Raw genomic sequence first — 24,204 nt, forward strand, 5'->3', positions numbered from 1 at the left:
CAGGAAAAATTCAGATGCCGTGCAACCAGTCCAATTAGCTTTCGTCGTTGCGGTACACTCCGCGTTTATGAGACTGCGTTTCCCGATCTACTCCTTGTTGCTCGTGAGCCTGCCGCTTTTCGGTCAGGACACCACCACGCAGCTGCTCTATCCCCAGCGGACTTTCCAGACCGAGCGGATCCAGGGGGAGGCCCCGCTGATGGACGGTAGCCCCACGGAGGCGGCCTGGGAGGCGGTCGAGTGGAGCGGCGATTACGTCCAGTTTCAGCCCAACGCCGGTGCGGCGCCCACCCAGTTGACCTACCTCAAGGTCCTCTACGACGATCGCAACCTATACGTTGCCTTTCGCTGCCTGGACAGCCAGCCCGACAAGATCGAACAACGGATGGGGCGGCGCGACGAGTTTCCCGGCGACTGGGTGGAACTCAACATCGACAGCTACCACGACAAGCGGACGGCCTTTTCCTTCACGGTCTCCGCCTCGGGGGTGAAGGGCGACGAGTTCGTATCCAACGACGGCAACAACTGGGATAGCTCCTGGAACCCCATCTGGGAAGCGAAAACCCAACTGGATTCGGCGGGCTGGACGGCGGAAATGCGCATCCCCCTGTCGCAGCTGCGTTTTTCTTCCGGTGACGACCAGGTTTGGGGCATTCAATCTACCCGGATGGACTTCCGGATGGACGAACGGAGCCTCTGGCAGCCCCGCGACCGGAACGCTTCGGGTTGGGTAAGCCGGTTCGGGGAATTGCGGGGGCTGCGCGACCTGCAACCCCGCCGCACCATAGAATTACAACCGTACGTAGTCGCGCAGCGGGCTACCTACCCCCTGGAGGAAAACAACCCCTTCGCCGACGGCGCCGATAACCGGCTTTCCGCCGGTCTGGACGCCCGCATCGGGGTGACGAACGACCTGACGCTGGACCTGACCATCAACCCCGATTTCGGCCAGGTGGAGGCCGACCCGGGTGCCCTCAACCTCGACGGCTACCAGATCTTTTTCCGGGAGCAGCGGCCATTCTTCGTGGAGGGGCAGAATATCTTCGACTTTAATCTTTCGCAGGCCGAGGCCGGCGGCGGCCATACGTCGGACCAGCTGTTCTACTCCCGGCGGATCGGGGGGAGCCCGCACCGGGTGGTATCCTCCGAAGCGGATCGCCGGTACTACGTCGACCAGCCGGTGAATACCACCATTCTCGGTGCCGCGAAATTCAGTGGCAAGACCAGTTCCGGACTGAGCGTGGGCCTATTGGAAAGCATTACGGAGCGGGAGATGGCGACGATCGACCTGGCCGGCGAACGCAACGAAACGGTGGTGGAGCCCTTCACCAATTACCAAGTGGGGCGGGTGCAGCAGGATTTCCGGGGCGGCGACACCTACGTCGGCGCCATCATGACCGGCGTACAGCGTTCTCTCGGCGACGACCCCGAACTCGGCTTTCTGCACCGCGAGGCCTATTCCGGCGGCCTGGACTTTACTCACCGGTGGAAGGACAGAGCCTGGTACGTCAGCGGAAACACGGTACTGTCTTCGGTTAGGGGAAGTAAGGAGGCCATCCTGGAAACGCAGACCGGTTTTGAGCACTTCTTCCAGCGCCCCGACGCAACCCACCTGGAGGTCGACAGCAGCGCCACCCGGCTCAACGGCAGCAGTGGCATGTTGAAAGTGGGAAATCTGGGGGGCAACTTCATCTTCGAAACCGGGGCGACCTGGCGCTCTCCCGGCTTCGAGATCAACGACATCGGTTTCATGCGCAACGCCGATGAGATCAACTACTTCGGCTGGATGGCCCGACGCTGGCAGGAGCCCTTTTCGATCTTCCGCCGATTCCAGGTCAACGGCAACGTGTACACCACCCTGGATTTCGGGGGGAACCTGCTCCAGCAAACCTTCAACGTCAACACCCACGCCAACTTCACCAACTTCATGAACGGCGGGGCCGGGGCCTCCTACGTGGCCTACCGGGCGTCCAAAACCGATTTGCGGGGTGGCCCCATTCTCCGGCGAAGCCCCGGTGTGGAATACTTCGGCTACGTCAACTCCGACCAACGAAAGAAAGTCACCGTAGGGGTGAATGCCTACGAATACCGCACCTTCGACGGTACCCACCGCGAGGGCTCGGTCGGGGTATGGGCCAACTGGCAACCCTTCGACGCGGTCTCCGTAAATATCTCCCCCGACTATTCGACCTTCCGGCGGGCGGATCAGTACGTCGATCAACAGGACGTCGCCGGAGGCACGACCTACCTCGTCGCGTCGGTAGACCAGCGAACGTTTAGCACTACGCTCCGCTTCACCTATAACCTGACCCCGGACCTGACGCTCCAGTACTACGGCCAGCCCTTCATCAGCCGGGGCACGTACCAGGATTTCAAGCAATTCACCGGCGCGGGAATGGCGGAAACCTTCGGGGAACGGTTCACCGCTTTTTCCGACGCGGCGGTCACCTACGACACGGAGGAGGGGCTTTACCGCATCCGATCCGCCGAAGGCGAACTGGAAGTCGGCGACCCGGACTTCAACTTCATCCAGTTCCGCTCCAATATGGTCATCCGCTGGGAGTATCGCCCCGGATCGGAGATCTTCCTGGTGTGGGCGCAGGGGAACACGGCCAGCGGCGACCCCACGCAGGGCTTACTGCGTAGCCTCGGATCGAACGTCTTCTCCGACGAGACCCGCAACACCTTCCTGGTCAAAGCAACCTACCGGTGGTACCGGTAGAGAAACCGTTTTAGTTGATTACATTGTCTCTTTGGGTAACCGATCGGCTTTCGCCGGTCGGTTCCTTTTTTGCGGGGAAGCGGTCCGCCGTATCTTCGGCCCATGGCCCTTTACCTGCGTGACACCCTGAATTTTGTGCGGAAGCTCACGCCCCGCCGCGCGGTGAATGCCGGGAAGGTGATCGCCAGCTACTACGCCACGCGCTGGTTGCAACGGCCGGTGGTGTGGGGCAAGCCCTTTACCGTTTCCTTCGAACCGACTACGGCCTGCAACCTACGGTGCCCGGAGTGCCCGAGCGGCTTGCGGCAATTTACCCGCCCGACCGGCAACCTCAAGGCCGACTTTTTCCGCCGCACCCTGGACGACATCGCCGACCGCCTGCTCTACCTCATTTTTTACTTTCAGGGGGAGCCGTACATCAATCCGGACTTCCTCGACATGGTGAAGGAGGCGACGGAGCGCGGGATCTATACCATCACTTCGACCAACGGCCATTTTCTAAACGACGCCAACGCCCGGCGCACCATCGAGAGCGGACTGGACCGGCTCATCATCAGCGTCGACGGCACCACCCAGGAGGTGTACGAACAGTACCGCAAATCGGGAAAACTGGAAACCGTGCTACAGGGCGCCCGGAACCTGGTAAAGTGGAAGCGGGAGATGAAGTCGGCCACCCCCCACCTCATCTTCCAGTTCCTGGTGGTCAAACCCAACGAGCACCAGATGGCCGACGTGGTGCGCCTGGCCGACGAGATCGGCATCGACGAGGTGAAGTTCAAGTCGGCCCAGCTCTACGACTACGAGCACGGCAACCCGCTGATGCCGGAGCAGGAACGGTACGCCCGCTACTACAAAAAACCCGACGGCACCTACGGCCTCAAGAACAAGCTCCAGAACCATTGCTGGAAACTCTGGCACAGCTGCGTCATCACCTGGGACGGCCTGGTGGCCCCCTGCTGCTTCGATAAGGACGTCACCCACCGGCTTGGCGACGTGAAATCGGAAGGACTACACGAGGTATGGGATGGCGCGGCCTACGATGATTTCCGCACGAAATTGCTGAAGGGACGCGCCGAGATTGACATCTGCCAGAACTGCACGGAGGGGTGCGAGGTGTGGCTGGGGGCGGAAGTGTAGAAAGTACGAAGGCTGAAGTACGAAGTAAAAAGTACGAAGGTGAGGGGTGCTTTGATCGTTCCTGTGGCCTCGTCGGGCGGTAGTATACCCCAAGGTCGAGGCGTTCCACGCCGAGTCACCATCAGCTGGCAATCTCCCTTCTCCTTCCCGGGCAATCGCCATGCGATGGGTCAACCTCACCGGTTCCGGTGGATTTGGACAGATTCGCCAGTCTGGGTAATCTTAACCGGCCATTTTCCAGAGTTGGAGGAGTGGGGTTTTTGATTTACGATTTGGTGGCTGTCGGTTGAGCTGCTGTGGTGTGGAATTGGTCGTGGCGCCGATGGTGTGGCTAGCGGCATAGGGTGAGGTATAGGATTGGCGATTCTTGATTTTCGGGATTCTTGATTTGTGATTTGGCTGGCGCATGCTTCCGGGATTTGGGGGCCGTTGCCTGGGCCTATTGTTTTGATAACATGGGGTGGGATGAAGGCGGGCTTATCCGAATACGTAAAATGGAACTATGCGGCGGGTAACCACGCAGTAGCGGCACAGCCACATCCGTGTCCATCCGTTCCCTAGCGAAGCGATCCGTGCCGGCGCAGCCGGTCTGTGTGAGTGGAGAAGATGGGCGATTCTTGATTTTCGGAATTCTTGATTTTTGATTTGGCTGCCGCGTGCTTCCGGGATTTGGGGGCCGTTGCCTGGGCCTATTCGTTTTGATAACATGGCGTGGAATGATAGCGGGCTTGTTCAAATCCGTGGAATCGAACTATGCTGCGGGTAACCACGCAGTAGCGGCGCAGCCAAATCCGTGTCCATCCGTTCCCTAGCGAAGCGATCCGTGCCGGCGCAGCCGGTCTGTGTGAGTGGGGAAGATTGGCGATTCTTGATTTTCGGAATTCTTGATTTTTGATTTGGCTGGCGCATGCTTCTGGGATTTGGGGGCCGTAGCCTGGGATTATTCGTTTTGATAGAATGGCGTGGGATTAAAGCGGGCTTATCCGAATCCGTAAAATGGAACTATGCTGCGAGAAAAATCCGTGGCCGTCCGTGCCCTTAGCGAAGCGATCCGTGCCGGCGTAGCCGGTCTGTGTGAGTGGAGAAGATTGGCGATTCTTGATTTTCGGAATTCTTGATTTTTGATTTGGCTGCCGCGTGCTTCCGGGATTTGGGGGCCGTTGCCTGGGATTATTCGTTTTGATAGAATGGCGTGGGATTAAAGTGGGCTTGTTGAAATCCGTGGAATCAAACTATGCTGCGGGCAACCACGCAGTAGCGGCGCAGCCAATCCGTGTCCTAGCGCAGCGATCCGTGCCGGCGTAGCCGGTCTGTGTGAGTGGAGAAGATTGGCGATTCTTGATTTTCGGAATTCTTGATTTTTGATTTGGCTGGCGCATGCTTCTGGGATTTGGGGGCCGTTGCCTGGGATTATTCGTTTTTATAGAATCGCGTGGGATGAAAGTGGGCTTGTTGAAATCCGTAGAATCGAACTATGCTGCGGGTAACCACGCAGTAGCGGCGCAGCCAAATCCGTGTCCATCCGTGCCCTAGCGAAGCGATCCGTGCCGGCGTAGCCGGTCTGTGTTGAGATAGCGCCGGACGGAGGATTAAGCCATTGGTTTGCCTACCGCCGAGCGGAATAAAGTCGGACCGGAGGTCCTCCACCCATATTGGCACCACTGATGCAGTAATCTGTCGAAAAAAGGTAACCCCACTGTAACAAAGCACCGAGGTTCGTCCGTGTACCAACCAAACGCCCCGACGTGCAAAGCTTTACTTCCCTCATCGATACCGTTCGCGACCGCCTGTACCGGCTGGCCCTGCGAATGACCGGTGATGGGAGCGAAGCCGAGGACGTCGTACAGGATGTACTCCTCAGCGGATGGCAGCGGCAGGACGAGATCGTGCGGCTCGACAACCCGCCCGCCTGGCTCATGAAGATGACCCACAACCGGGCGATCGACCGGTTACGGTCGCGGAAGACGCGCTCGTCGTACGAGCGAGCCGCTGCTCCGGGAGAAGCCTGTGATCGGACACCCCACCGGCTGGTGGAAACGGAGGATACCCTCCACCACATCCGCCGGCAAATGGAGAAACTGCCCCTGGATCAGCGCACCGTGCTGCAGCTACGGGAAGTGGAAGGCATGAGCTACCGCGAAATCACCGAGGTGACCGGACTGAAAATGGAGCAGGTGAAAGTCTACCTCCACCGGGGCCGGCAGCGGCTGCGGGAGCTATTAGTAAAAGAGAAAATCGTCGAACGATGAAGCACGCACAAGCCACCGAACTGATCGAACGCTATTTCGCCGGATCGACCTCGCTGGAGGAAGAGGCCGCGTTGAAGGCATACTTCCGCAACGGCGACGTAGCCCCGCAACTCCAACACTACGCCCCACTCTTTCACTACTGGGAGGCGGAACTTGCCACAACGGCCCCGCCGAAGCGTACCGCCCCCGTGCGGAAACTCCCGCGGCGCTTGTTGGCGGTCGCCGCGGCAATCCTGTTACTGCTCACCGTGCAATTTGTGCACCGGCAGCAGGCCCCGGACGTCACCGGCTTCCCGGTAGCGCAGCGGCAACCGGTAGACTGGAGCCGCCACGAGATAACCGACGAGAAGGAGGCCATGCGCTTCCTCAAAAAGGTGCTGAAAAACACCTCCGAAAACCTGACCAAGGCACCGGAAATCACCATTCGCGAATTGCGGGAGGTGGAACGGATCCTGGATTAATTAACCCTTACGGCCTAACCCGCCGACCAACATATACACCGATGAAATTCCTAAGTGCTTTCCTGTTATTGATCTGCGTTGCTCCCGCGTCCGCGCAAAAAATCGCTCAACTGGACGCCATCAGCAACTACTTCAGCGAGTACGTCGACGACGAGCGCTTCACGGCCGTTTACGTCTCCGGAAAAATGTTCGACCTCTTCGAGGATGCCGACCTGGACCTCGAGGAAATGGACGAAAAGGAGATCGCCGCGATCCGCAACGTCGTACAGGACATCCAGGGCATCCGCGTCCTGCATACCGATATCACCCCCGATCGCTTTTACCAGGAAGCCAAGCAACGGATCAGCACCGATGCCTACGAGCTCCTCTTCAAGGTGCGTACCCAGGACGGCCAGAACGTCGAGGCCTTCATCCAGGACGAGAACGCCGTAGTCAATGAGCTCTTCCTGCTCGTCGGTGCCGACGACACCTTCGCCATGCTCAGCTTCGTGGGCAAGATCGATATCTCCAAACTCGGCGAGTTGCAGCGCGCCCTCGAGTAATCACCCCCTCAATCCTTCCGCCATGCTTAGAATACTACTTCTCCTGTGTTTGCTTTCCTCCGGCATTTCCGCCCAGGATCAGGTGATAAGGGACTTCATCAAAGAACACCGCCGGGGGGAGGAGAACGTAGCACTGACGGTCCCCGGCTGGTTGATCGGCCTGGCCAGCGACATTGCCGAACACGCGACCGACGACCCCCACGAGCAGGCCGTTTTCAGCCTGGCGGGAGAGTTGGGCACCTTGCGGGTCCTTACTTACGATAACGAAGACTTCGAGGCACCCGGTGCCAGCATCGTTAATCTCCTCTTCAGCCTCGAACGCTACAAGGATTTCGAGCGGTGGGCCGACATTCGTACCCAGGACGGCGAGCGGATCTCCCTCACCGTCCGGTACAAAAAGGAACGCATCCGCGACCTGGTGGTAGTTCTGCAGGACGGCGAACGCACCACGCTGGTCTCCGCCCGCGCCAATCTAAGCGCCACGGAGCTGGGGGAGCTGGTAGCTAATTTGGAGGAGCTTTAGCAGTTAGTCCGATGTCCCCACCTGCCGTACTAACCACGACCGAAGGAAGCTCCTACCATACTACCCCGGATGGCGAAGCCAGCCGACCAAAGCCGCATCTACTAACAGCGACCGCAGGGAGTTACTATCCCACTACCGTACTAACCGCGACCGCAGGGAGCGACTACCGTACTACCCCGGACGGCGCAGCCGGCCGACTACCGTACTACCGTACTACCTTAGCGCCATGCGCGCCAACTTCCTGAAACACGTAGCCCAGACCAGCCCCGCCCCCATGGGACTCGAAATTGCCGGGGGAGAAGGCGTATACCTGATCGATGCGAACGGCAAGCGCTACCTCGACCTGATCGCCGGCATCGGGGTGAGCGCCCTCGGACACAATCACCCGGCCGTCGTCGAAGCCGTACAACGGCAGGCCGGCACTTACATGCACACCCTCGTTTACGGCGAGTTCGTGCTGAGTACACAGGTCGAACTGGCTACGCTGCTTTGCGCCCAGCTTCCCGAATCCCTCGATAACGTTTACTTCACCAATTCCGGTACCGAAGCCGTGGAGGGCGCCATGAAGCTGGCCAAGCGGATCACGGGGCGCACCGGCTTCGTATCCGCCACCCGCAGTTACCACGGCAGCACCCAGGGGGCCGCCAGCCTGATGTGGCCGAAGGACTTCACCCGGCCCTTCCACCCCTTGCTTCCGGGGGTGACCCACCTTGACTTCAATTGCGATCACTGTCTGGGGCGCATCACCACCGATACCGCCGCGGTCATCCTGGAAACGGTCCAGGCCGAGTGGGGCATCCGGAAGCCCAGGCCGGAATGGATCCATGCCGTACGCCGCCGCTGCGATGAAACCGGCGCCCTGCTCATCCTCGACGAGATACAGGCCGGCATGGGCCGCACCGGCACCCTCTTTGCCTTCGAGCAGTACGGCATCGTACCCGATATCTTGTTGCTCGCGAAAGGTTTCGGCGGCGGAATGCCCCTGGGCGCCTTCGTGGCTTCCCGGAAATTGATGGAGACGCTGACCGTCGATCCCGTGCTAGGCCATATTACTACCTTCGGGGGGCATCCGGTGAGCTGTGCCGCAGGCCTGGCCGTACTGCGGGAGCTAATCGATCGTCCAGAACACATCCGGTCGGTGCCGGAGAAGGAAGCCCTGGTGCACCGCTTATTAGTGCACCCGAAGATCCGGCACCTGCGCTCCGCCGGCCTCTGGATGGCCGTGGAGCTGGACGATTTTGACGAAGTAAGGCGGGTAATTGCCGGCTGCCTCGAACGCGGTCTGATCACCGACTGGTTCCTGTGGAATGAGCGCAGCCTGCGAATCGCTCCGCCGCTGACCATTTCCGAAGCGGAACTGGAATGGGCGTGCGGGGTAATCCTGGAGGCGCTAGCGACGTAGCCCGCGGAGTGCAAGCAGGCAAACCACCCACGCCACGACCGTACCGAGCGCTACCCCGTACGGAATAAAGGTCAGGCCGTAGTGCGCCAGTCCCGCCAAGCTCCCCAGAAACAGGATGAGAAACATCGGCCCGATGGCCTGAAATCCACCGGCGTTCTTTTCCTGGGAAAAGGGAAGGGAGCGCTCCGTGTACTGAAAGAGGATCGATGCCAGCAGAATGGCCGCCAGACTGAGCAGAATGTCATCGAAGACCCCGGCCCCGGCCACGATCCCCACGCAAACGTACACCACCAAACCCACGGGTACGAAGAAGAGGCCGACGACGGCCATCAACTGACCGTACAGGATCGGATTCAGTCGCTCGACCGGATTCGTCTGCCATACCCACCCCGCCCGGAAGTTTTCACTCAGCCGCGCCGAAACCAGGGGGCTTACGATCAGAATGGCAAATATGTACAGGGACGTAATCACCCCGCCCGGTCCCAGGGGGTCCCCGCCAGCCACGAGGCGTTGCCCCGCGAACCCCACCGCGATCAACAGGGGAATAAGTAGCCCGGGATAGACTTGCTGCTTATAATTGAAATCGCGGGTCATGAGCGCCGCGTTGAAGCGGTAGCTCCCCCGCTCCGGCCCGGTACGGGTCGTCAGTCGCCCCCACCAGTTGCGGTAGCGGGCGAAGAAGACCGGAGTCAAGTTCTTTTCGGGGCTGTCGTCCGCCGGCTCCGAGCCGGCGATCCGGACGCCCATCAGCTGCGATCCGTAGTTGCTTCCCTGGCTGACGTAGTACCGCACCCCCACCGCGGCCGCGCCAATACCGAGCAGCCCCTGTACCAGGCTCAGCGGACGGGCGCCGAAGTAGGTCACGCTGTCCCAGACACCGCCGAGCCAGAAACCGGGCCAGCAAAATCCCCACGCCGTGCCGACGATCCGGAGGTCGAACACCCCGTCCCCCGAGTCCGTCAGGTTGATCAGGTTCGGCAGCTGGTACAGCACGATGAACAGGGTGGTCAGGACCACCTGCAGGTACCCCATCACCCTCCGCAACCGGTCCGGCGACATGCGCCGCAGCAGGGTCAGGTACAGTCCCAGGGTCATGCTAACCACGATCACGGTCAGGAGAACGCAGAGCAGGGCGTACACCGGCACCAGCAGCGGGGCCAGGTAGAGCAGCGCCAATCCCAGCGGGATCGTCAGCGGCAAAACGAATTTGCTCGCGAATAAGTAGACGTACAGTCCGCGCGACAGACTCAGGGTAGCGTCCGTAACCGGCCGGCTGTAGAGGAGCGTCAGGTCGCGGGTGTCGAACAGCGTGTCCGTCATCTCGGTCACGAGCATAAAACCCAGGTACACCGAAATAAAGGTAAAGATCATCCCCACGGCGGTGGCCTTATCGTCTATGGCCAGGTAGAGAAAAACAAGGATGCTGCCAAATATGAATAGCAGACAGTAGATCAGGATAGTGTAGTCCGAAGACTTCCCCCTGGTTTGCCCCATCATCTTTAGCGACCGGTCGCCGATCTTCATCTTGCTAGCCAGGATCAGGCGCAGGGCCCGCGGGTCAGCCCCCAGGCGTTGCCATACGGGCGCCAGGCGCGCCACCGACCACAGCAGCAGCCTATTCATCGCTGTCCAGGTTAAACCGCGGCCCCTCACCGCCGGCCCGCCCGCCGGTCAGCTGGGTGAAGAGGTGTTCCAGGTTGTCGCTGTGAGCCCGGGCGTTCAGTTCGGCGAAGGTACCGTTGGCGGCGATGCGCCCGTCGTTGAGCAGGATGATGCGGTCGCTGATCCGCTCCACCACGTCCATGATGTGGCTGCTGTAGAAGATCGTTTTACCCCGCTCGGTGAGCTGCCGCAGCAGGTCCTTCACCCGGATGACGCTGTTGGCGTCCAGTCCGTTCAGCGGCTCGTCCATGAAAATCAGGTCGGGGTCGTGCAGCAGGATGCTCGTCAGCAGCACCTTCTGCCGCATGCCTTTGCTGAAGCTGTCCATGCGCTGGTTGCGCCGGTAGCTGAGGCCCAGGTACTCCTCCAGGCGGGCGGCCCGGTCGCGGATGCGCGGCTCTTCCATGCCGTGCAGGCTGCCGACGAGGTCGTAGAATTCGGCCGGGGTAAGCACGTCGTACAGGTCCGCGCTCTCCGGCAGGTAGCCGATGCGCCGCTTTACCGATAGCGGGTCTTTTCTCACGTCGATCCCGAGTACCCGTACTTCCCCGTCGAAGCGATTGTCCAGCCCGCCGAGAATCCGCAGGGTCGTAGTCTTGCCCGCGCCGTTCGGCCCGATGTAGCCGACGATCTGCCCCGGCGCCACGGTTAGGTCCAGCCCGAAGAGGACAGGCTTTTGGTAGTAGCTTTTGCGCAGTCCGCGCAGTTCGAGAGCAGGGGGCATGCGGGGTTTTAGGGTTGCCGACTAAGGTACGAACGAATTTCGCGCTGGGTCTTTCGGGCGCCGGAGCGCGGGAGGAAAGATGGCAACTTCCGGCTTGCGTACCTTCGCCCCATGGACTTCCCCGCCCTACTAAAATCCATCAAGGCTAAGGACTTCAAGCCGGTCTACCTGCTCCACGGAGAGGAACCCTACTTCATCGACCAGCTGGAGGAGGCGATCGAACGCCACGCCCTGGCGGAGCACGAACGGGCCTTCAACCAGACCATCGCCTACGGCAAGGATACCGAATACCTGCAGATCGTGGACGCCGCCCGTCGCTTCCCGATGATGGCCGAAAGGCAACTGGTGATCCTGCGGGAGGCCCAGGATATGCGCGACCTGAAGGAACTCGCCGCCTACGTCGATAAGCCGGCTCCGACGACCGTCCTCGTCATCAGCCACAAGCACAAGAAGCTGAACGGTAACCTGACGCTCTTCAAGAACATCCGTAAGAACGGGGTGGTCTTCGAATCCAAGGCCCTCTACGACAACAAGGTGCCGGCCTGGATCACCCACTACCTGAAGGACCGCAAGTACGGCATTAAGCCCGAAGCCAGTACGCTGCTGGCCGAATACCTCGGCACCAGCCTGGGCAAGATCACCAACGAGCTCGACAAGCTCATGCTCAACCTGGCGAAGGGCACGGAGGTCACCACCGAGATCGTGGAAGAGCAAGTTGGGATCAGCAAGGATTACAACGTCTTCGAACTGCAGCGCGCCATCGGCCACGGCGAAAGCACGAAAGCCGCCCGCATTCTCCACTACTTTCGCGCCAACCCCAAAGCCGCCCCGCTGCCGATGGTGACGGGAAGCCTGTACAATTACTTCAGCAAAGTCTTTTTGCTGAAGGAGCTGCACGCCAAACGGGAGAGCCGGCAGGCCATCATGAGCGCCCTGGGTTTACGCTTCGATTTCTTCCTGGCCGACTACGAGCGTACCGCCCGCCAGTACACGCTGAATGACCTCTACACGGTTTTCGCCCTACTGCGGGAATACGATTTGAAGAGCAAAGGGGTTGGCAGCAACCTGGCGGGAAAGGAAGAAGGCGAACTGATGAAGGAACTGGTGTGGAGAATGATGCACGTGGGCGCGGGCGTCACGCAGTAGGCGGGGCGAAGGATTCACCGAGCGGGGCCGAAGCTTTCGGTAGACTGAACCAAAATGTGGCGCCGGGACCTTCGTTGTTCGTTACCCCGATTTTCCCACCGTGCAAATGCACGATTTTGCTGCAGAAAGCCAGGCCGATCCCCTGTCCGCCGTATACATCCGCGTGGTGGAGGCGCTCGAAGAGCCGAAAGATGCGCTGCTGCCCGGACTCCGGGATGCCGATGCCGTTATCCTGGAACGTGATCTTCCAACCATTCGCGAGCTCCTGGGCGGCAATGTGGATCTGCGGCGGCACGCCGGGGCGGGTAAACTTCAGGGCGTTCGACAGCAGGTTTTGCAGCAATTGCCGCAGTTCGGCCGGGAAACCGAATACATCGGGTAGACGCTCGGCGTGGATTTTAGCTTTGCACTCGGTAAGGAGGAGCCCGAAATCTTCCTTGATGTCCGCCAGTAGATCGGACAGGGAAACCGTCGTTTTCTCGCGGTCGTGGCCGATCCGGACGTAGCGGAGCATATCCTCGACCATGCTATGCATATGGGAAGTAGTGCGATCGATAAAGCTCAGATACTCCCGGCCGGATTGATCAAGTTGTTGGGCTTGCTCATCGAGCAACAGATCCACGAAATTACGTACCGTGCGCAGGGGCTCCTTCAGGTCGTGGGAAATGATCGAAGCGAACTGGTCGAGTTCTTCGTTCTTCGCTTCCAGCTCGCGATTTAACTCGGCGATGCGCCGGACCCGTTCGCGGAGTTGGATCTGACTGACGGCCTGGGTCGCTAGTATGCGGAGGGTAGAAAGTTGCCTTTCATCGAGCTTCCGGGGCTTTTCGTCAATAACGCAAAGGGTGCCGAGTACGAAGCCCTGGTCGTCGACCAGTGGCGTGCCGACGTAAAACCGCATCGAGGGATCGGTACGGACCAGGGGAGAATCACGGAATCGCGGATCCTGCAGGGCGTCTTCCACGATTAGTTGTTTGGTGGGGTCGCTAACGACGTGGGCCGCGTAGGCAATATCGCGGGGTGCCTCCGTCATGCCTTCCAGGCCATGATTGGCTTTGAACCAGCAGCGATCGGTATCGACCAAGCTAATGAGGGACACGGGCGTCTGGCAGATACTGGCGGCCAGCGTTACCAGGTCGTCGAATTGCTGTTCGGGCAGGGTGTCCAGGATCGCGTAGGCACGTAAAGCACCGATCCGGTCCGCTTCGTTGCGGGGAAGAGCGGGAATTTCCATAGGCCTGGGCCTCTATCGTCAAGATTAGTGAGTGGATGGAGGGCCTAACCGGACCCCATCGAATAACAAGCGGCCTAATATACTACTCTTCGAGGTCAAAGATGCTATCGGATTCCGATCGGTCCACGCCGTCCCGCAGCCGGTCCATGGCATCGACGGCCTGCTCGTAGAAATCGTAGAAGATGGGGAAGACGGCCTGGGCGTTATCGATCACGATATCGGGGAGCTGGGCGAGCACGGGGTAGGTGACGCTATCGGCCCGGACTTCATCGGTGATAATCTTGCTGCGGTCGCCGAAGTACACCAGTCCGGAAAAGATGAAAGTGAAGAACAACCCGGACAGGATACCGCCCAGGATCTGGTTGATGAAGTTAATGTTGACCGATTCGAGGATGCCCGTGAGCCCGCGGGCCAGGATGCGGAATAGCACCAGGGTCAGGAAGAACAGCAGCACGACCCCCAGTATAAAGGCGCCCGCGCTGGTCACGGCCGGGAAGGCGTTGAAGATCATTTCGGCCGCTACGGGGCCGAACTTCATGGCCGCGAGGATCCCGAAAACGTAGCTCACCAGGCTGAGCACCGTAGAGATGATGCCCCGGCTGTAGCCGACCCAGAAGCCGTAGGCAAGGAAGACCAGGCAGATTATATCGATGACCATGGGACAAAAATAGGAGGTTCACGCACGCCGCGCAGGGGAAGTCGATGGACCGTGCAGCTTATAAGACAAACGGTAGGCCCACCGGGTTGAGGATTGCTAACTTTGCGGCGCTTCGGTGATCAAAGCGCCGGAGCTGACGTTACCCAGCAACTAGCAAAACATATCATTACATGATCCGCATACTCGCCAACGACGGCATCGCAGCCAACGGCCAACAACTTCTCGAGGACGCCGGCTTCGAAGTCGACACCAAGAAAATCCCCCAGGACGAGCTGATGACCAAGCTCAACGATTACGACGCCATCATCGTCCGCAGCGCCACCAAGGTGCGGAAGGACCTTATCGACGCCAGCCCCAACCTGAAGGCGATCCTGCGGGGCGGCGTGGGCATCGACAACATCGACCACGAGTACGCCGAGAGCAAGGGAATTCCTACCTACAACACCCCCGCTGCTTCCAGCGATGCCGTCGCGGAACTGGTCTTCGGGCACTTCTTCGCCCTGAGCCGCTTCCTCCACCGTAGCAACCGCGAACTGACCGCGACCGACGGGGATTTCAACAAGCTTAAAAAAGCGTACGGTGAGGGGCAGCAGCTCCGCGGGCGTACGCTGGCCATCATCGGGTTCGGCCGGATCGGTATCGCCGCCGCCCGCATCGGCCTCGGCCTGGGTATGAAGGTGCTACCGGTCGACCTGTACAAGGATTCCGACACCGTCAAGCTCAGCTTCGCCGACGGCCGCGACATTGATTTCAAACTCGATACCGTACCCCTGGACGAAGCCATCAGCCAGGCGGATTACATCACCATCCACGTGCCCGGCGGAAACCTGATCGGCACCGAGGAGATCGGTAAGATGAAGGACGGCGTCATCATCGCCAACACCAGTCGCGGCGGCGTCATCAACGAAGACGCGCTGCTACAAGCCCTGAACAGCGGCAAGATCGCCGGAGCCGCCCTGGACGTATTCGTCGGAGAACCCACTCCACGTCGCGATCTGCTGGAGCACCCGCGCCTGAGCGTTTCTCCCCACATCGGAGCGGCTACCGGCGAAGCGCAAGACAACATCGGCGTCGAGCTGTTCGAAAAGATCCGCGACCATTTTGGTAAGCAGTAAGGGAAGCATATCGGCCATTTTCGAATTCAGCTGGTGGGCCTTTGCGGTGGTGCTGGCCTGTATGGTGTTGCTGCCCATCTACAGCACCATCCCGGATTTCCCGTTCTACCTCCCGAATTTCATCTACGTCGTCGTAGCGGTCACCCTCACGCGTTACCTCTTCCTATTACGGGTTACCTGGCTGCGCGATCGGTTGATCGCGCAAGCCGCGGTAGCCTTCCTGCTCATCCCGTTGATCTTTTATATGGTGCAGGAATTCAACGCGTTCATCATTTACTTCGACGAGCGCGGGCCGGACGTGCTCGTGCGGGGACTGGAGCCGGACCTCGGCGGCACCATGGACAACTACATGCACGCCGAGTACCGTTTCTTCGGGGTGTGGGCGGTCGTGGCGTCGATTGTTATGCCCTTTCGGCTGGTTTACAATGCCTGGGTTAGGTATCGTTCGGGTGTAAGGCATTGAAAACGAGCTGTTTGCTTGGTGTTTGTGATGCCGGGTTTTACGATTTGTAGGGATAATGGTCGGCGTGCGCCGAATTCCCCGTAGCTTGAGGGGACAATTCTATTTTCCCAGCGAATTTTCGCCATGACGCCACTCGAACTCGTCTACGACAAGATCCTTCCCCTCGCCGACCTTAGCCGCCGCCGCTGTGGTTGGCGTACCGTTAGCCAGCGCACCGTATTTACCAACGGGGTCTTCGATCTGGTGCATCCCGGTCACCTCACCTACCTGGCGCAAGCCGCCGGGCTCGGCCACCGGCTGATCATCGGCGTCAATTCCGATGCCAGCGTACGCCGGTTAAAGGGCGACACCCGCCCGGTGATGTCGCTCGAGGCCCGGATGCAGTTACTGGCCAGCTTCTTCTTTGTGGACGGGGTCATCGCCTTCGAGGAAGACACGCCCATCGAGCTCATCAAGCATTTGCGACCGGACGTGCTGGTAAAAGGCGGCGATTATACCGAAGAGACGATCGTCGGGGCATCCGAGGTGCGTAGCTGGGGCGGAACGGTGGAGGTGCTTCCGTACCTGGAAGGCCACAGCAGTACCCGAATCCTCTCTACCATTCGCGAAGAAGTGGCCTAAGTATGCACCCGTTCCTGCTCGCGATCGCTTTTCTACTGCTCCCGACCCGGGAAATGATCGCTCAGGATACGATCGCGCCGGGGGTTTACCAACGGGCCATAGGCTTCCTGCCGGAGCGTACCCAGGATCGCTTGGTCAACACCTTCGTACGGCCGAACTGGTTTCCGGACAGTACCGGACTGTGGTTCATTGATCGCTCGGGGGAGGAGAAGCGGTACCTATCCGTTTCCTTGCCGCCAGGGCAACCGCAACCTCTTTTCGATCGGGAGCGGCTAGCCGAATCCCTCGAGGAGGCGCTGGGGGAGGATTTCGATCCAACTGACCTGCCCCTGGAAAACCTTCGTTACCGGGGTGACAGCAGACTGTCTTTCACGGTCGGTAGCGAAAGCTTTCTTTTCGATGCTGAATCCAATGAGCTGGGCAGGGACGAAGCACCGGAATCCGCGCCGAACGCCGTCAGCTTTTCCCCGGACAGCAGTTGGGTAGCCTACGCGGAAAACCATAACCTGTACCTGCGCAAACCGGATTCCACGGAACGACGTCCCCTCACTACCGACGGAACGAAAGCCTATGCCTACGCCTCCTGGTACGGCTGGGATGATATCATCGAAGGAGAGAACGGACCGCGACCGGAGCACTTCGGGGTCGAATGGTCGCCGGACGGGGAATGGTTGCTCGCCAACCGCGTCGATCTCCGCAGTGCCAATAAAATGTACTTGCTGGACTGGAGCGTCGATAGCCTTTTCCGGCCCCGACTGCTTTCGTATTACCGGGGCTCCCCCGGCGATACCGGTATGGTGTACCTAGAGCCTGAATTCTTCAACGTTCGCACGGGGGAGCGGGTCACTACCGGGCTGCCCCGGGGTACCCACATTAACGCCGTCGATGTCCGGTGGTCCGAAACCCCGGGGAAGGTGTACCTGCAGTGGCAGCCGCGCGGATTCAAAAGCGTCGGGCTCTACACACTCGACTTGTCCACCGGGCGCCTGGATACCCTCTACGCCGAAAGCAGCCCGACCAACATCGATAACTTCTCGGTCGAATTGGCCGAGTCGAGCGACCGGCTATTCTTCCTTTCCGAAAAATCCGGCTGGCGGCAGCTTTACGGCCTCGAACTAACCACCGGGCGGGAAAACCGGCTGACCCGGGGCGACTTTTACGTCAACGAAATCGTCCGGGTCGACGAGGCGGCGGCCACGGTGTACTTCCTTGCCTCCGGCCGGGAGCCCGGGCACAATCCTTACCACCAGCAGCTGTACCGGGTGGACTTTGACGGTAGCGACCTGCAACTCCTTACCCCGGAAAACGCCAATCACCGCATCAGCTTCTCGCCGGACGGGAACTATCTGGTCGATAACTATTCGACCGTTTCCACGCCGACCCGCACCGTAGTCCGCGACGCCGCCGGCGGTGAGGTGCTCACCCAGCTGGCGGTAGCGGAAGCAAGTGGTCTCGGCGACTGGACGCCCCCCGAGGCGTTCACGGCCCTCGCCGCCGACGGGCAAACCGAAATTTACGGGGCCATCTGGAAGCCGACCGACTTCGATTCCACCCGCCGGTACCCGGTGATCGACGCCAGCTATACCGGACCGCATACGTACGTTTTTCCGACCGACTACGGGGCGGGCCTTTCCCTGCAGTCCTTCGCGGAGTTGGGTTTTCTGGTGGTACGGATCGACGGTCGGGGATCCCCCGGACGGTCGAAGGCGTTTCACGATTATTCCTATAAGAACCTCGGCGGAAACTTGGGCGACCACGTGGCGGCCATCCGCCAGTTGGGCGAGCGGCACACCTGGGTGGACACGAGCAGGGTGGGCATCTTCGGCCACAGTGCCGGCGGTTACGATGCGGGGCACGCGGTGCTCGCCTATCCCGACTTCTACAAGGTAGCCGTAGCCAGCTCGGCCGACCACGACCACCGCATGGAAAAGGCCTGGTGGCCGGAGATGTACATGGGCTGGCCGGTGGATTCGGCTTACCATCTGCAGTCTAACATCACCATGGCGGGCAATCTTCGTGGAAAACTGCTCATCACCCACGGGGGCATCGACGAGAACGTGAACCCTTCTGCCACCTTTAAGCTCGCCGAGGCGTTGATCCGGGCGGACAAGCGCTTCGATATGCTGATCTTACCCAGCCAGCGCCACGGGTACACGGGAAAGGCCGGCCGGTATTTCACCAAACTCCGCTGGAATTACTTCGTGGAGCACTTGCTGGGCCGGGAACCTCGTTGGGATATTACTTGGCCGGAAGACTAAGCCTTTCTCCCGCGCCCCGCCGCAAAAAAGGAAAACGTAGCCATCGGATGCCCCCTCCGCTACCGTTCCGGAAGCCATCCGATCACAGGGCCGACAACCGACAACCATGCCAAGCATACAAGCCGTAACCGATTATCTCGAAAGCATCGCCCCCGCCCACCTACAGGAGAGCTACGACAATGCCGGGCTGATCGTGGGCGAGCCGCAGACGGAGGTGACCGGTATTCTGACCAGTCTGGACTGTACCGAGGAAATTATCCAGGAGGCGGCGGAGCGCGGGTGCAATATGGTCGTGGCCCATCACCCGATCGTGTTCCGGGGGCTGAAACGGCTGAACGGTGCTAATTACGTCGAGCGTACGGTCATTAAGGCTATCCGGTCCGGCATCGCCATTTATGCCATTCACACCAACCTCGACAACGTCCGCTACCGGGGCGTGAACGAGCGGATCGCGGAGCGGCTGGGGTTAACGGACCTGCGCCTGCTGCGGGCGAAGAACGAGGAAGGCACGGTGGGCTCGGGGATGGTGGGTATGCTGGCCGATCCGGTGGAGGAGAAAACATTCCTGGCCACCCTACGGGAAAAAATGCGCGTACCGGTAGTTCGCCACACGGCGCTACTGGGGCAAAGCGTACGTACCGTAGCCGTGGCCGGGGGGGCCGGGGGCTTCCTGCTGGAGGATGCGAAGCGGGCGGGCGCGCAGGTTTTCGTGACCGCCGATTATAAATACCACGAGTTTTTCGACGCCGACGGGCAGATCGTAATTTGTGATATCGGGCACTACGAAAGCGAACAGTTTACAACTCAATTACTTGCGGAGTTGTTAACTAAAGAATTTACTACCTTTGCGGTCCTTTCGACGGAACGGAACACCAATCCGGTCCGCTACGCTTTCGACAGGACCCTGTAACCACTATAAAGATATTCTGCATGGCTGCTGCTGCCCCCACCGACTTGACGGTTGAAGAAAAAATGCGCGAACTGTATCGCCTGCAACTGATTGACTCCCAGATCGACGAGATTGAGATCCTCAAGGGAGAACTCCCCATGGAGGTCAGTGACCTGGAAGACGAGATCGCCGGTCTCGAAACCCGGATCAGCCGTACGGAAGGGCTCGTCGACGAGCTCAAGCACGAGATCGGTCGCCACGAAGCGAACATGAAGGAGTCCGACATGCTCATCACCCGCTACGAGGAGCAGATGAACAACGTCAAGAACAACCGCGAGTACGAGGCCCTGATGAAGGAGACCGAAATGCAGCGGCTCGAAATCCAGCTCAGCCAGAAAAAAGCCAAGACCGCCAACGAGGACCTCGAAGGCCGTACCGCCACCCTTGACGCGACCAAGGAGCGCCGCGACGCCAAGCTGAAACTGCTCGACGTAAAGCAGGAAGAGCTAAAGAGCATTATCGCCAAAACGGAGAAAGAGGAAAAGAAACTGCGCCGGCAGTCCGACAAGCAGCGCAAGCTCATCGAAGACCGCCTACTGCGCGCCTACGACAAGACCCGCGCCAACTTCCGCAACGGCCTGGCCGTCGTGACCGTGCAGCGGAACGCCTGCGGCGGTTGCTTCAACGCTATTCCGCCCCAACAGCAACTCGAGATCAGCCAGCGCAAGCGCCTGATGGCCTGCGAGCACTGCAGCCGGGTGCTGGTGGACGATTCGATTTTGGAGGAGGAAGCGGTGGAGTCTTAGTCGATCGCTGGGCGATCTCCTTTAGTACGGTAGTCGCTGCTTGCGCAGCGGAGTAGTACGGTAGCCTCGTCACCCTTTGAGGATTTGACCGGGAGGTAAAGTGAACTGGCCGGGATTTCTTAGCATGTAGGACAAAAGTTTGCCTACTTCCTCGGAAGCCAAGATGTAACTGTGGTAATGAGCGGTAGCTAGATATTGGCTATCCAGCGCAATATCCAGCCATACCTGCGTTTCGTAGTTTTCTGTGATACAATCCGTCACCTTCGCGGTGAAGTGTTTTGGGTACGCTCTGCGGCCGTAAGCTTCCGCAAGGTTAGCGCACACGGAGCGGGAGGAGCGAATAATTTGATCGGATAGCCGCCGCTCTTCGCGACGGGGGAAAGTGTAGGTAAGTCGTTCAATAGATCGACATAACCGTAGGGCTTTTTGATAACCAAGCCAACGGCGGAATTTGGATGATTGCATATTTGGAAGTTGTTAGTCAAATGTGCGATCAATAGACTCAACTTGTCGTCAATTAAACGAATACTTGCGATTATATACGTTTATACACGGTTGTCCGGTGCGTACCTGGGCATTTCCATTAGGTTCGGTGAAGTAGCTCTAATCGGTCCATCGCATAACTATCGTACTACTCCGATGACGAAGTCATCGACTACCAACTACCGTACTATATTTACCCCATGTCCTCCAGAATACTAATCATAGGCGCGGGTCGCTCCTCCACCGCCCTGATCAACTATGCGCTCGATAACAGCGAAGCCTTTGGTTGGAACGTGACCGTAGCCGATGCCGACCCCACCGTGGCCGCCGCTAAGGTCAACGGTCACCCCCGCGGGCAGACCGCCTGGCTCGACGTGACCAAGACCAACGACCGCCGCGAGCTCATCGGCCGCTCGGATATCGTCGTTTCCCTCCTGCCGGCCCACCTTCACATCGAAGTGGCCCAGGAATGCATCCGTCTGAAGAAGCACCTGGTCACCGCCAGCTACGTAAGCCAGGAACTTTACCGACTTGGCGACGAGGCCCGCAACCGCGAGCTCATGTTCATGGGCGAAATGGGGCTGGACCCCGGCATCGACCATATGTCGGCCATGCAGCGCATCAACGCGATCCGGGAAAAGGGGGGCGAAGTGACCGCTTTCAAGTCTTTCACCGGGGGACTGATCTCGCCCGAAAGCAACGATAACCCCTGGGGCTACAAATTCACCTGGAACCCCCGTAACGTCGTGCTTGCCGGCCAGGGTACCGCCCAGTACCTCGACAACGGCAAACTGAAGTACCTCCCGTACTACCGGCTATTCCAGAGCACATGGGACGTGGAGGTCGAAGGGATCGGTAAATTCGAAGCCTACGCCAACCGCGACAGCCTCCTTTACCGCGATCAGTATGGCCTCAACGACATTCCCACCATCCTGCGGGGAACCCTGCGCTACCCCGGCTACTGTGCGGCCTGGAACGCCCTGGTCCGCATCGGTATGACGGACGGTGACTTCCCCATCCTCGACAGCGCCAACATCACCTACCACGAACTCATGGAGGCACTGGCCCCAAGCGGCAACGGCTCGGTAAAGGACCGCATCGCCGGCATGCTGAAACTCGAACCGAAGGGGGAGGTCATGAAACGGCTCATCTGGCTCGGGCTTTTCCGCAAAAAACGGATCCGGCTGAAGGGGGCCACCCCTGCCCTCATCCTGGAAAACCTGCTGCTCGATAAGTGGAAGCTCCAGCCCAACGATAAGGACCTGATCGTCATGCAACACCAGATCGATTACCGGCTGGACGGCAAAAACAAGCGCGACATCTCCAACCTGGTGATGAAGGGCAACGACTCCCGCGATACGGCCATGGCCCGGCTGGTCGGCTTGCCGCTGGGCATTTTCGTTCGGCTGATGACCCAGCACAAGATTCACTCCACCGGCGTGCATATCCCCACCATGCGCGAGGTCTACGAGCCGGTACTGGAAGAGATGCAGGATTACGGATTGAAGTTTACCCATCATACGGTTGACCTCTAGCACCCTCGTACGAGCCGGACAGTTCAACCAGGCTGCCCGGCAGGGGGCTTACATCCTCATCGCCCTGGCGCTGCCCCGGCTCGGCTTGTCGCGGGCGGATATCGGTGAATGGGAATCGCTTCTCTTCATCGGCTACGTCCTCGGTTTCAGCTGGACGAGCGGCTTGCTGCAGGGTTTCCTGGTACTAATGGGGGAGCTGCCCGCGGATCGATCGGGTGGATTCGCCCACCGCGCCATCACCGTCTTCGCGCTGCTTTCCGCGGCCGTCCTACTCACGGCAGCCGTTCTGCATCCCCAGTTGTTTCGCCTGTTGCAACTCGACGGGCCGCCGCTGGGATGGTACTTTTTTTTCGTCCTCCTGCTGAGTCGGTGGCCATCCTACTGCTTCGAGCAAACGCTGTTGCTGACCGGACGGGTACGGCTGCTAGTCGGTTACGCGGTCGTCAACGCGCTGGGGCTGATGCTTTCCCTCCTGCTCCCGCTCTACCTTGGCTACGGGATGCTGGAGGGGATGCGTACGTTGGCGTTGTTCGCGGGTGCCAAGTTGGTGGGAATCGGCTTATGGTCCTGGCTTACTGCAACCCCTTCCCCGGCGGACGTCCGTGCTACCTGGTTGCCCGACCTGCGGGAGTGGATGAAAGTAAGCGCCCCCCTGATGGCCTACGCTACGGTGGCGGCGCTGGTGGTGGCCGTCGACCCGTGGGTGGTGAACTACTGGTCGGGCGGAGACGAAGCGGTTTTCGCCGTGTTCCGCTACGGGGTGCGGGAGCTCCCGTTTCTGGCCGCTCTGATTAACGGGATGACGGTGGTGACGATCCCCCTCATCGCGCGGGAGCGGGGCGGCGGCCTGGACCTGCTGCGCCGGCAGTCGCGCAAGCTGTTTCATTACGTATTCGGCCTCACCCTGCTTATGCTGCTCACCGCCGACTGGTGGTGGACGGCCGTCTTCACCGACACCTTCGCCGATAGCCTGCCGGTGTTCCGGACTTACCTGTTGGTCGTGGGCTGCCGGCTGGTCTTCGCGATGACCGTACTGACCGCGCTGCGGGAGACGAAGCAGTTGTACCTCTGGGCCGTACTGGAGCTAGTGGTCAACATCGTACTATCCCTCGTTTTGGCTCCGCGATTCGGACTACTGGGGATCATCTGGGCTACGGTGATCGCTAGCTACTTCCACGAAATCTGCCTGATTATTTACTTACGGTACCGCACTAAAACGGCCTGGCGCAGCTATGCGGATTTGCGGTGGTACGGAGTGTATTTGGTGGTGCTCTTTGGGGCGTATTATTTGTTGTTGTAGGTTGACATGCGTTGCTTCAGATCGCTTTGCTTGGAAATCTCGATACGGATCGACTTCTTCGAAGGCTGTTTCGTTTCGCGGGAATCTCAACACGGATGGCCACGGATTCGCTTCGCGGCTGCCTTCGGCGGTTTGGGCACGGATTTGCACGGATTGGCTGCGCCGCTACTTCGTGGTTTCCTGTATGACTCCGGGATGCCGGTGGGGCTACGGGCCGTCCGCCTCGGTGAAACTTCGCGCTTCTCCGCGCCTCAGCGGTGACCTTTAGCGCGCA

21 protein-coding genes are annotated in these 24,204 nt (G+C 59.7%); 16 read left to right on the plus strand and 5 right to left on the minus strand.

Going from position 1 to position 24,204, the window contains the following annotated elements:
* The first annotated feature begins 67 nt into the window (after nt 1-67).
* The 7 genes from CLV84_RS03715 (at nt 68) to CLV84_RS03745 (ending at nt 9,036) form a co-directional block, all read left to right on the plus strand.
* On the plus strand, nt 68-2,722 hold the full coding sequence (locus CLV84_RS03715) for a DUF5916 domain-containing protein (RefSeq protein ID WP_104418385.1): 2,655 nt from the start codon (nt 68-70) through the stop codon (nt 2,720-2,722).
* Between the two features lie 102 nt (nt 2,723-2,824).
* Nucleotides 2,825-3,859 (plus strand): radical SAM/SPASM domain-containing protein, encoded by a 1,035-nt coding sequence (locus CLV84_RS03720; protein WP_104418386.1) that lies wholly within the window; start codon nt 2,825-2,827, stop codon nt 3,857-3,859.
* A gap of 1,745 nt (nt 3,860-5,604) precedes the next feature.
* Nucleotides 5,605-6,108 carry an RNA polymerase sigma factor gene (locus tag CLV84_RS03725; protein ID WP_104418387.1) on the plus strand — a complete coding sequence of 168 codons (504 nt, stop codon included), beginning with the start codon at nt 5,605-5,607 and terminating at the stop codon, nt 6,106-6,108.
* Complete coding sequence (locus tag CLV84_RS03730; protein ID WP_104418388.1) at nt 6,105-6,569, plus strand: hypothetical protein; 465 nt, start codon at nt 6,105-6,107, stop codon at nt 6,567-6,569. Before CLV84_RS03725 ends, CLV84_RS03730 begins: the two co-directional genes overlap by 4 nt.
* Before the next feature lie 41 nt (nt 6,570-6,610).
* On the plus strand, nt 6,611-7,111 hold the full coding sequence (locus CLV84_RS03735) for a DUF4252 domain-containing protein (RefSeq protein ID WP_104418389.1): 501 nt from the start codon (nt 6,611-6,613) through the stop codon (nt 7,109-7,111).
* A gap of 22 nt (nt 7,112-7,133) precedes the next feature.
* Entirely contained in the window at nt 7,134-7,634 is a 501-nt protein-coding gene (locus tag CLV84_RS03740; RefSeq protein WP_170067553.1) for a DUF4252 domain-containing protein, read from the plus strand.
* A gap of 226 nt (nt 7,635-7,860) precedes the next feature.
* A complete protein-coding gene (locus CLV84_RS03745; RefSeq protein WP_170067554.1) occupies nt 7,861-9,036 on the plus strand; it encodes an aspartate aminotransferase family protein in 1,176 nt (391 codons plus the stop codon).
* On the opposite strand, the gene CLV84_RS03750 is transcribed toward CLV84_RS03745, so the two are convergent.
* Both CLV84_RS03750 and CLV84_RS03755 read right to left on the minus strand, forming a co-directional pair.
* On the minus strand, nt 9,025-10,659 hold the full coding sequence (locus CLV84_RS03750; protein ID WP_104418391.1) for a hypothetical protein: 1,635 nt from the start codon (nt 10,657-10,659) through the stop codon (nt 9,025-9,027). The two genes, CLV84_RS03745 and CLV84_RS03750, sit on opposite strands and share 12 nt — an antisense overlap.
* Complete coding sequence (locus CLV84_RS03755) at nt 10,652-11,422, minus strand: ABC transporter ATP-binding protein (RefSeq protein WP_104418392.1); 771 nt, start codon at nt 11,420-11,422, stop codon at nt 10,652-10,654. The genes CLV84_RS03750 and CLV84_RS03755 overlap by 8 nt, the downstream gene beginning before the upstream one ends.
* 111 nt (nt 11,423-11,533) lie before the next feature.
* Here CLV84_RS03755 and holA point away from each other — a divergent pair, with 111 nt between their 5' ends.
* Nucleotides 11,534-12,568 (plus strand): DNA polymerase III subunit delta, encoded by a 1,035-nt coding sequence (gene holA, locus CLV84_RS03760; RefSeq protein WP_104418393.1) that lies wholly within the window; start codon nt 11,534-11,536, stop codon nt 12,566-12,568.
* On the opposite strand, the gene CLV84_RS03765 is transcribed toward holA, so the two are convergent.
* Both CLV84_RS03765 and CLV84_RS03770 read right to left on the minus strand, forming a co-directional pair.
* The gene (locus tag CLV84_RS03765) at nt 12,558-13,802 is read right to left on the minus strand and encodes a sensor histidine kinase (RefSeq protein ID WP_104418394.1); all 1,245 of its coding nucleotides are present in this window, start codon (nt 13,800-13,802) and stop codon (nt 12,558-12,560) included. The genes holA and CLV84_RS03765 overlap by 11 nt on opposite strands.
* A gap of 82 nt (nt 13,803-13,884) precedes the next feature.
* Entirely contained in the window at nt 13,885-14,460 is a 576-nt protein-coding gene (locus CLV84_RS03770; RefSeq protein ID WP_104418395.1) for a CvpA family protein, read from the minus strand.
* A 170-nt stretch (nt 14,461-14,630) separates the two neighbouring features.
* Here CLV84_RS03770 and CLV84_RS03775 point away from each other — a divergent pair, with 170 nt between their 5' ends.
* The 6 genes from CLV84_RS03775 to CLV84_RS03800 all read left to right on the plus strand — a co-directional run bounded on the left by CLV84_RS03775 (nt 14,631) and on the right by CLV84_RS03800 (nt 20,612).
* Complete coding sequence (locus CLV84_RS03775; protein WP_104418396.1) at nt 14,631-15,575, plus strand: D-2-hydroxyacid dehydrogenase; 945 nt, start codon at nt 14,631-14,633, stop codon at nt 15,573-15,575.
* Complete coding sequence (locus tag CLV84_RS03780; protein ID WP_104418397.1) at nt 15,562-16,038, plus strand: hypothetical protein; 477 nt, start codon at nt 15,562-15,564, stop codon at nt 16,036-16,038. Before CLV84_RS03775 ends, CLV84_RS03780 begins: the two co-directional genes overlap by 14 nt.
* A gap of 123 nt (nt 16,039-16,161) precedes the next feature.
* Nucleotides 16,162-16,659: a D-glycero-beta-D-manno-heptose 1-phosphate adenylyltransferase gene (rfaE2, locus tag CLV84_RS03785; protein ID WP_104418398.1), complete on the plus strand. Its 498-nt coding sequence runs from the start codon at nt 16,162-16,164 to the stop codon at nt 16,657-16,659.
* 2 nt (nt 16,660-16,661) lie between these two features.
* On the plus strand, nt 16,662-18,917 hold the full coding sequence (locus CLV84_RS03790) for a S9 family peptidase (protein ID WP_245911373.1): 2,256 nt from the start codon (nt 16,662-16,664) through the stop codon (nt 18,915-18,917).
* A 106-nt stretch (nt 18,918-19,023) separates the two neighbouring features.
* Entirely contained in the window at nt 19,024-19,827 is an 804-nt protein-coding gene (locus CLV84_RS03795) for a Nif3-like dinuclear metal center hexameric protein (protein ID WP_104418399.1), read from the plus strand.
* Nucleotides 19,828-19,847: 20 nt separating this feature from the next.
* Complete coding sequence (locus CLV84_RS03800; protein ID WP_104418400.1) at nt 19,848-20,612, plus strand: zinc ribbon domain-containing protein; 765 nt, start codon at nt 19,848-19,850, stop codon at nt 20,610-20,612.
* A 69-nt stretch (nt 20,613-20,681) separates the two neighbouring features.
* Here CLV84_RS03800 and CLV84_RS03805 read toward each other — a convergent pair whose 3' ends face one another.
* Entirely contained in the window at nt 20,682-21,077 is a 396-nt protein-coding gene (locus tag CLV84_RS03805; protein WP_104418401.1) for a four helix bundle protein, read from the minus strand.
* 218 nt (nt 21,078-21,295) lie between these two features.
* Here CLV84_RS03805 and CLV84_RS03810 point away from each other — a divergent pair, with 218 nt between their 5' ends.
* Together CLV84_RS03810 and CLV84_RS03815 are read left to right on the plus strand one after the other, a co-directional pair.
* Complete coding sequence (locus CLV84_RS03810; RefSeq protein ID WP_104418402.1) at nt 21,296-22,630, plus strand: saccharopine dehydrogenase C-terminal domain-containing protein; 1,335 nt, start codon at nt 21,296-21,298, stop codon at nt 22,628-22,630.
* Nucleotides 22,620-23,930: a lipopolysaccharide biosynthesis protein gene (locus tag CLV84_RS03815; RefSeq protein ID WP_104418403.1), complete on the plus strand. Its 1,311-nt coding sequence runs from the start codon at nt 22,620-22,622 to the stop codon at nt 23,928-23,930. The genes CLV84_RS03810 and CLV84_RS03815 overlap by 11 nt, the downstream gene beginning before the upstream one ends.
* Nucleotides 23,931-24,204 lie beyond the last annotated feature (274 nt).

Origin of the sequence: Neolewinella xylanilytica, assembly GCF_002934605.1 — a bacterium.
GTDB lineage: Bacteria > Bacteroidota > Bacteroidia > Chitinophagales > Saprospiraceae > Neolewinella > Neolewinella xylanilytica.

Bases quoted from the DNA above. Each gene is read 5' to 3' on its own strand.
- CLV84_RS03715 (WP_104418385.1), top strand. From the start codon at position 68: ATGAGACTGCGTTTCCCGATCTACTCCTTGTTGCTCGTGAGCCTGCCG.
- CLV84_RS03720 (WP_104418386.1), top strand. From the start codon at position 2,825: ATGGCCCTTTACCTGCGTGACACCCTGAATTTTGTGCGGAAGCTCACG.
- CLV84_RS03730 (WP_104418388.1), top strand. From the start codon at position 6,105: ATGAAGCACGCACAAGCCACCGAACTGATCGAACGCTATTTCGCCGGA.
- CLV84_RS03735 (WP_104418389.1), top strand. From the start codon at position 6,611: ATGAAATTCCTAAGTGCTTTCCTGTTATTGATCTGCGTTGCTCCCGCG.
- CLV84_RS03740 (WP_170067553.1), top strand. From the start codon at position 7,134: ATGCTTAGAATACTACTTCTCCTGTGTTTGCTTTCCTCCGGCATTTCC.
- CLV84_RS03745 (WP_170067554.1), top strand. From the start codon at position 7,861: ATGCGCGCCAACTTCCTGAAACACGTAGCCCAGACCAGCCCCGCCCCC.
- CLV84_RS03750 (WP_104418391.1), bottom strand. From the start codon at position 10,659: ATGAATAGGCTGCTGCTGTGGTCGGTGGCGCGCCTGGCGCCCGTATGG.
- CLV84_RS03755 (WP_104418392.1), bottom strand. From the start codon at position 11,422: ATGCCCCCTGCTCTCGAACTGCGCGGACTGCGCAAAAGCTACTACCAA.
- holA (WP_104418393.1), top strand. From the start codon at position 11,534: ATGGACTTCCCCGCCCTACTAAAATCCATCAAGGCTAAGGACTTCAAG.
- CLV84_RS03765 (WP_104418394.1), bottom strand. From the start codon at position 13,802: ATGGAAATTCCCGCTCTTCCCCGCAACGAAGCGGACCGGATCGGTGCT.
- CLV84_RS03770 (WP_104418395.1), bottom strand. From the start codon at position 14,460: ATGGTCATCGATATAATCTGCCTGGTCTTCCTTGCCTACGGCTTCTGG.
- CLV84_RS03775 (WP_104418396.1), top strand. From the start codon at position 14,631: ATGATCCGCATACTCGCCAACGACGGCATCGCAGCCAACGGCCAACAA.
- rfaE2 (WP_104418398.1), top strand. From the start codon at position 16,162: ATGACGCCACTCGAACTCGTCTACGACAAGATCCTTCCCCTCGCCGAC.
- CLV84_RS03790 (WP_245911373.1), top strand. From the start codon at position 16,662: ATGCACCCGTTCCTGCTCGCGATCGCTTTTCTACTGCTCCCGACCCGG.
- CLV84_RS03795 (WP_104418399.1), top strand. From the start codon at position 19,024: ATGCCAAGCATACAAGCCGTAACCGATTATCTCGAAAGCATCGCCCCC.
- CLV84_RS03800 (WP_104418400.1), top strand. From the start codon at position 19,848: ATGGCTGCTGCTGCCCCCACCGACTTGACGGTTGAAGAAAAAATGCGC.
- CLV84_RS03805 (WP_104418401.1), bottom strand. From the start codon at position 21,077: ATGCAATCATCCAAATTCCGCCGTTGGCTTGGTTATCAAAAAGCCCTA.
- CLV84_RS03810 (WP_104418402.1), top strand. From the start codon at position 21,296: ATGTCCTCCAGAATACTAATCATAGGCGCGGGTCGCTCCTCCACCGCC.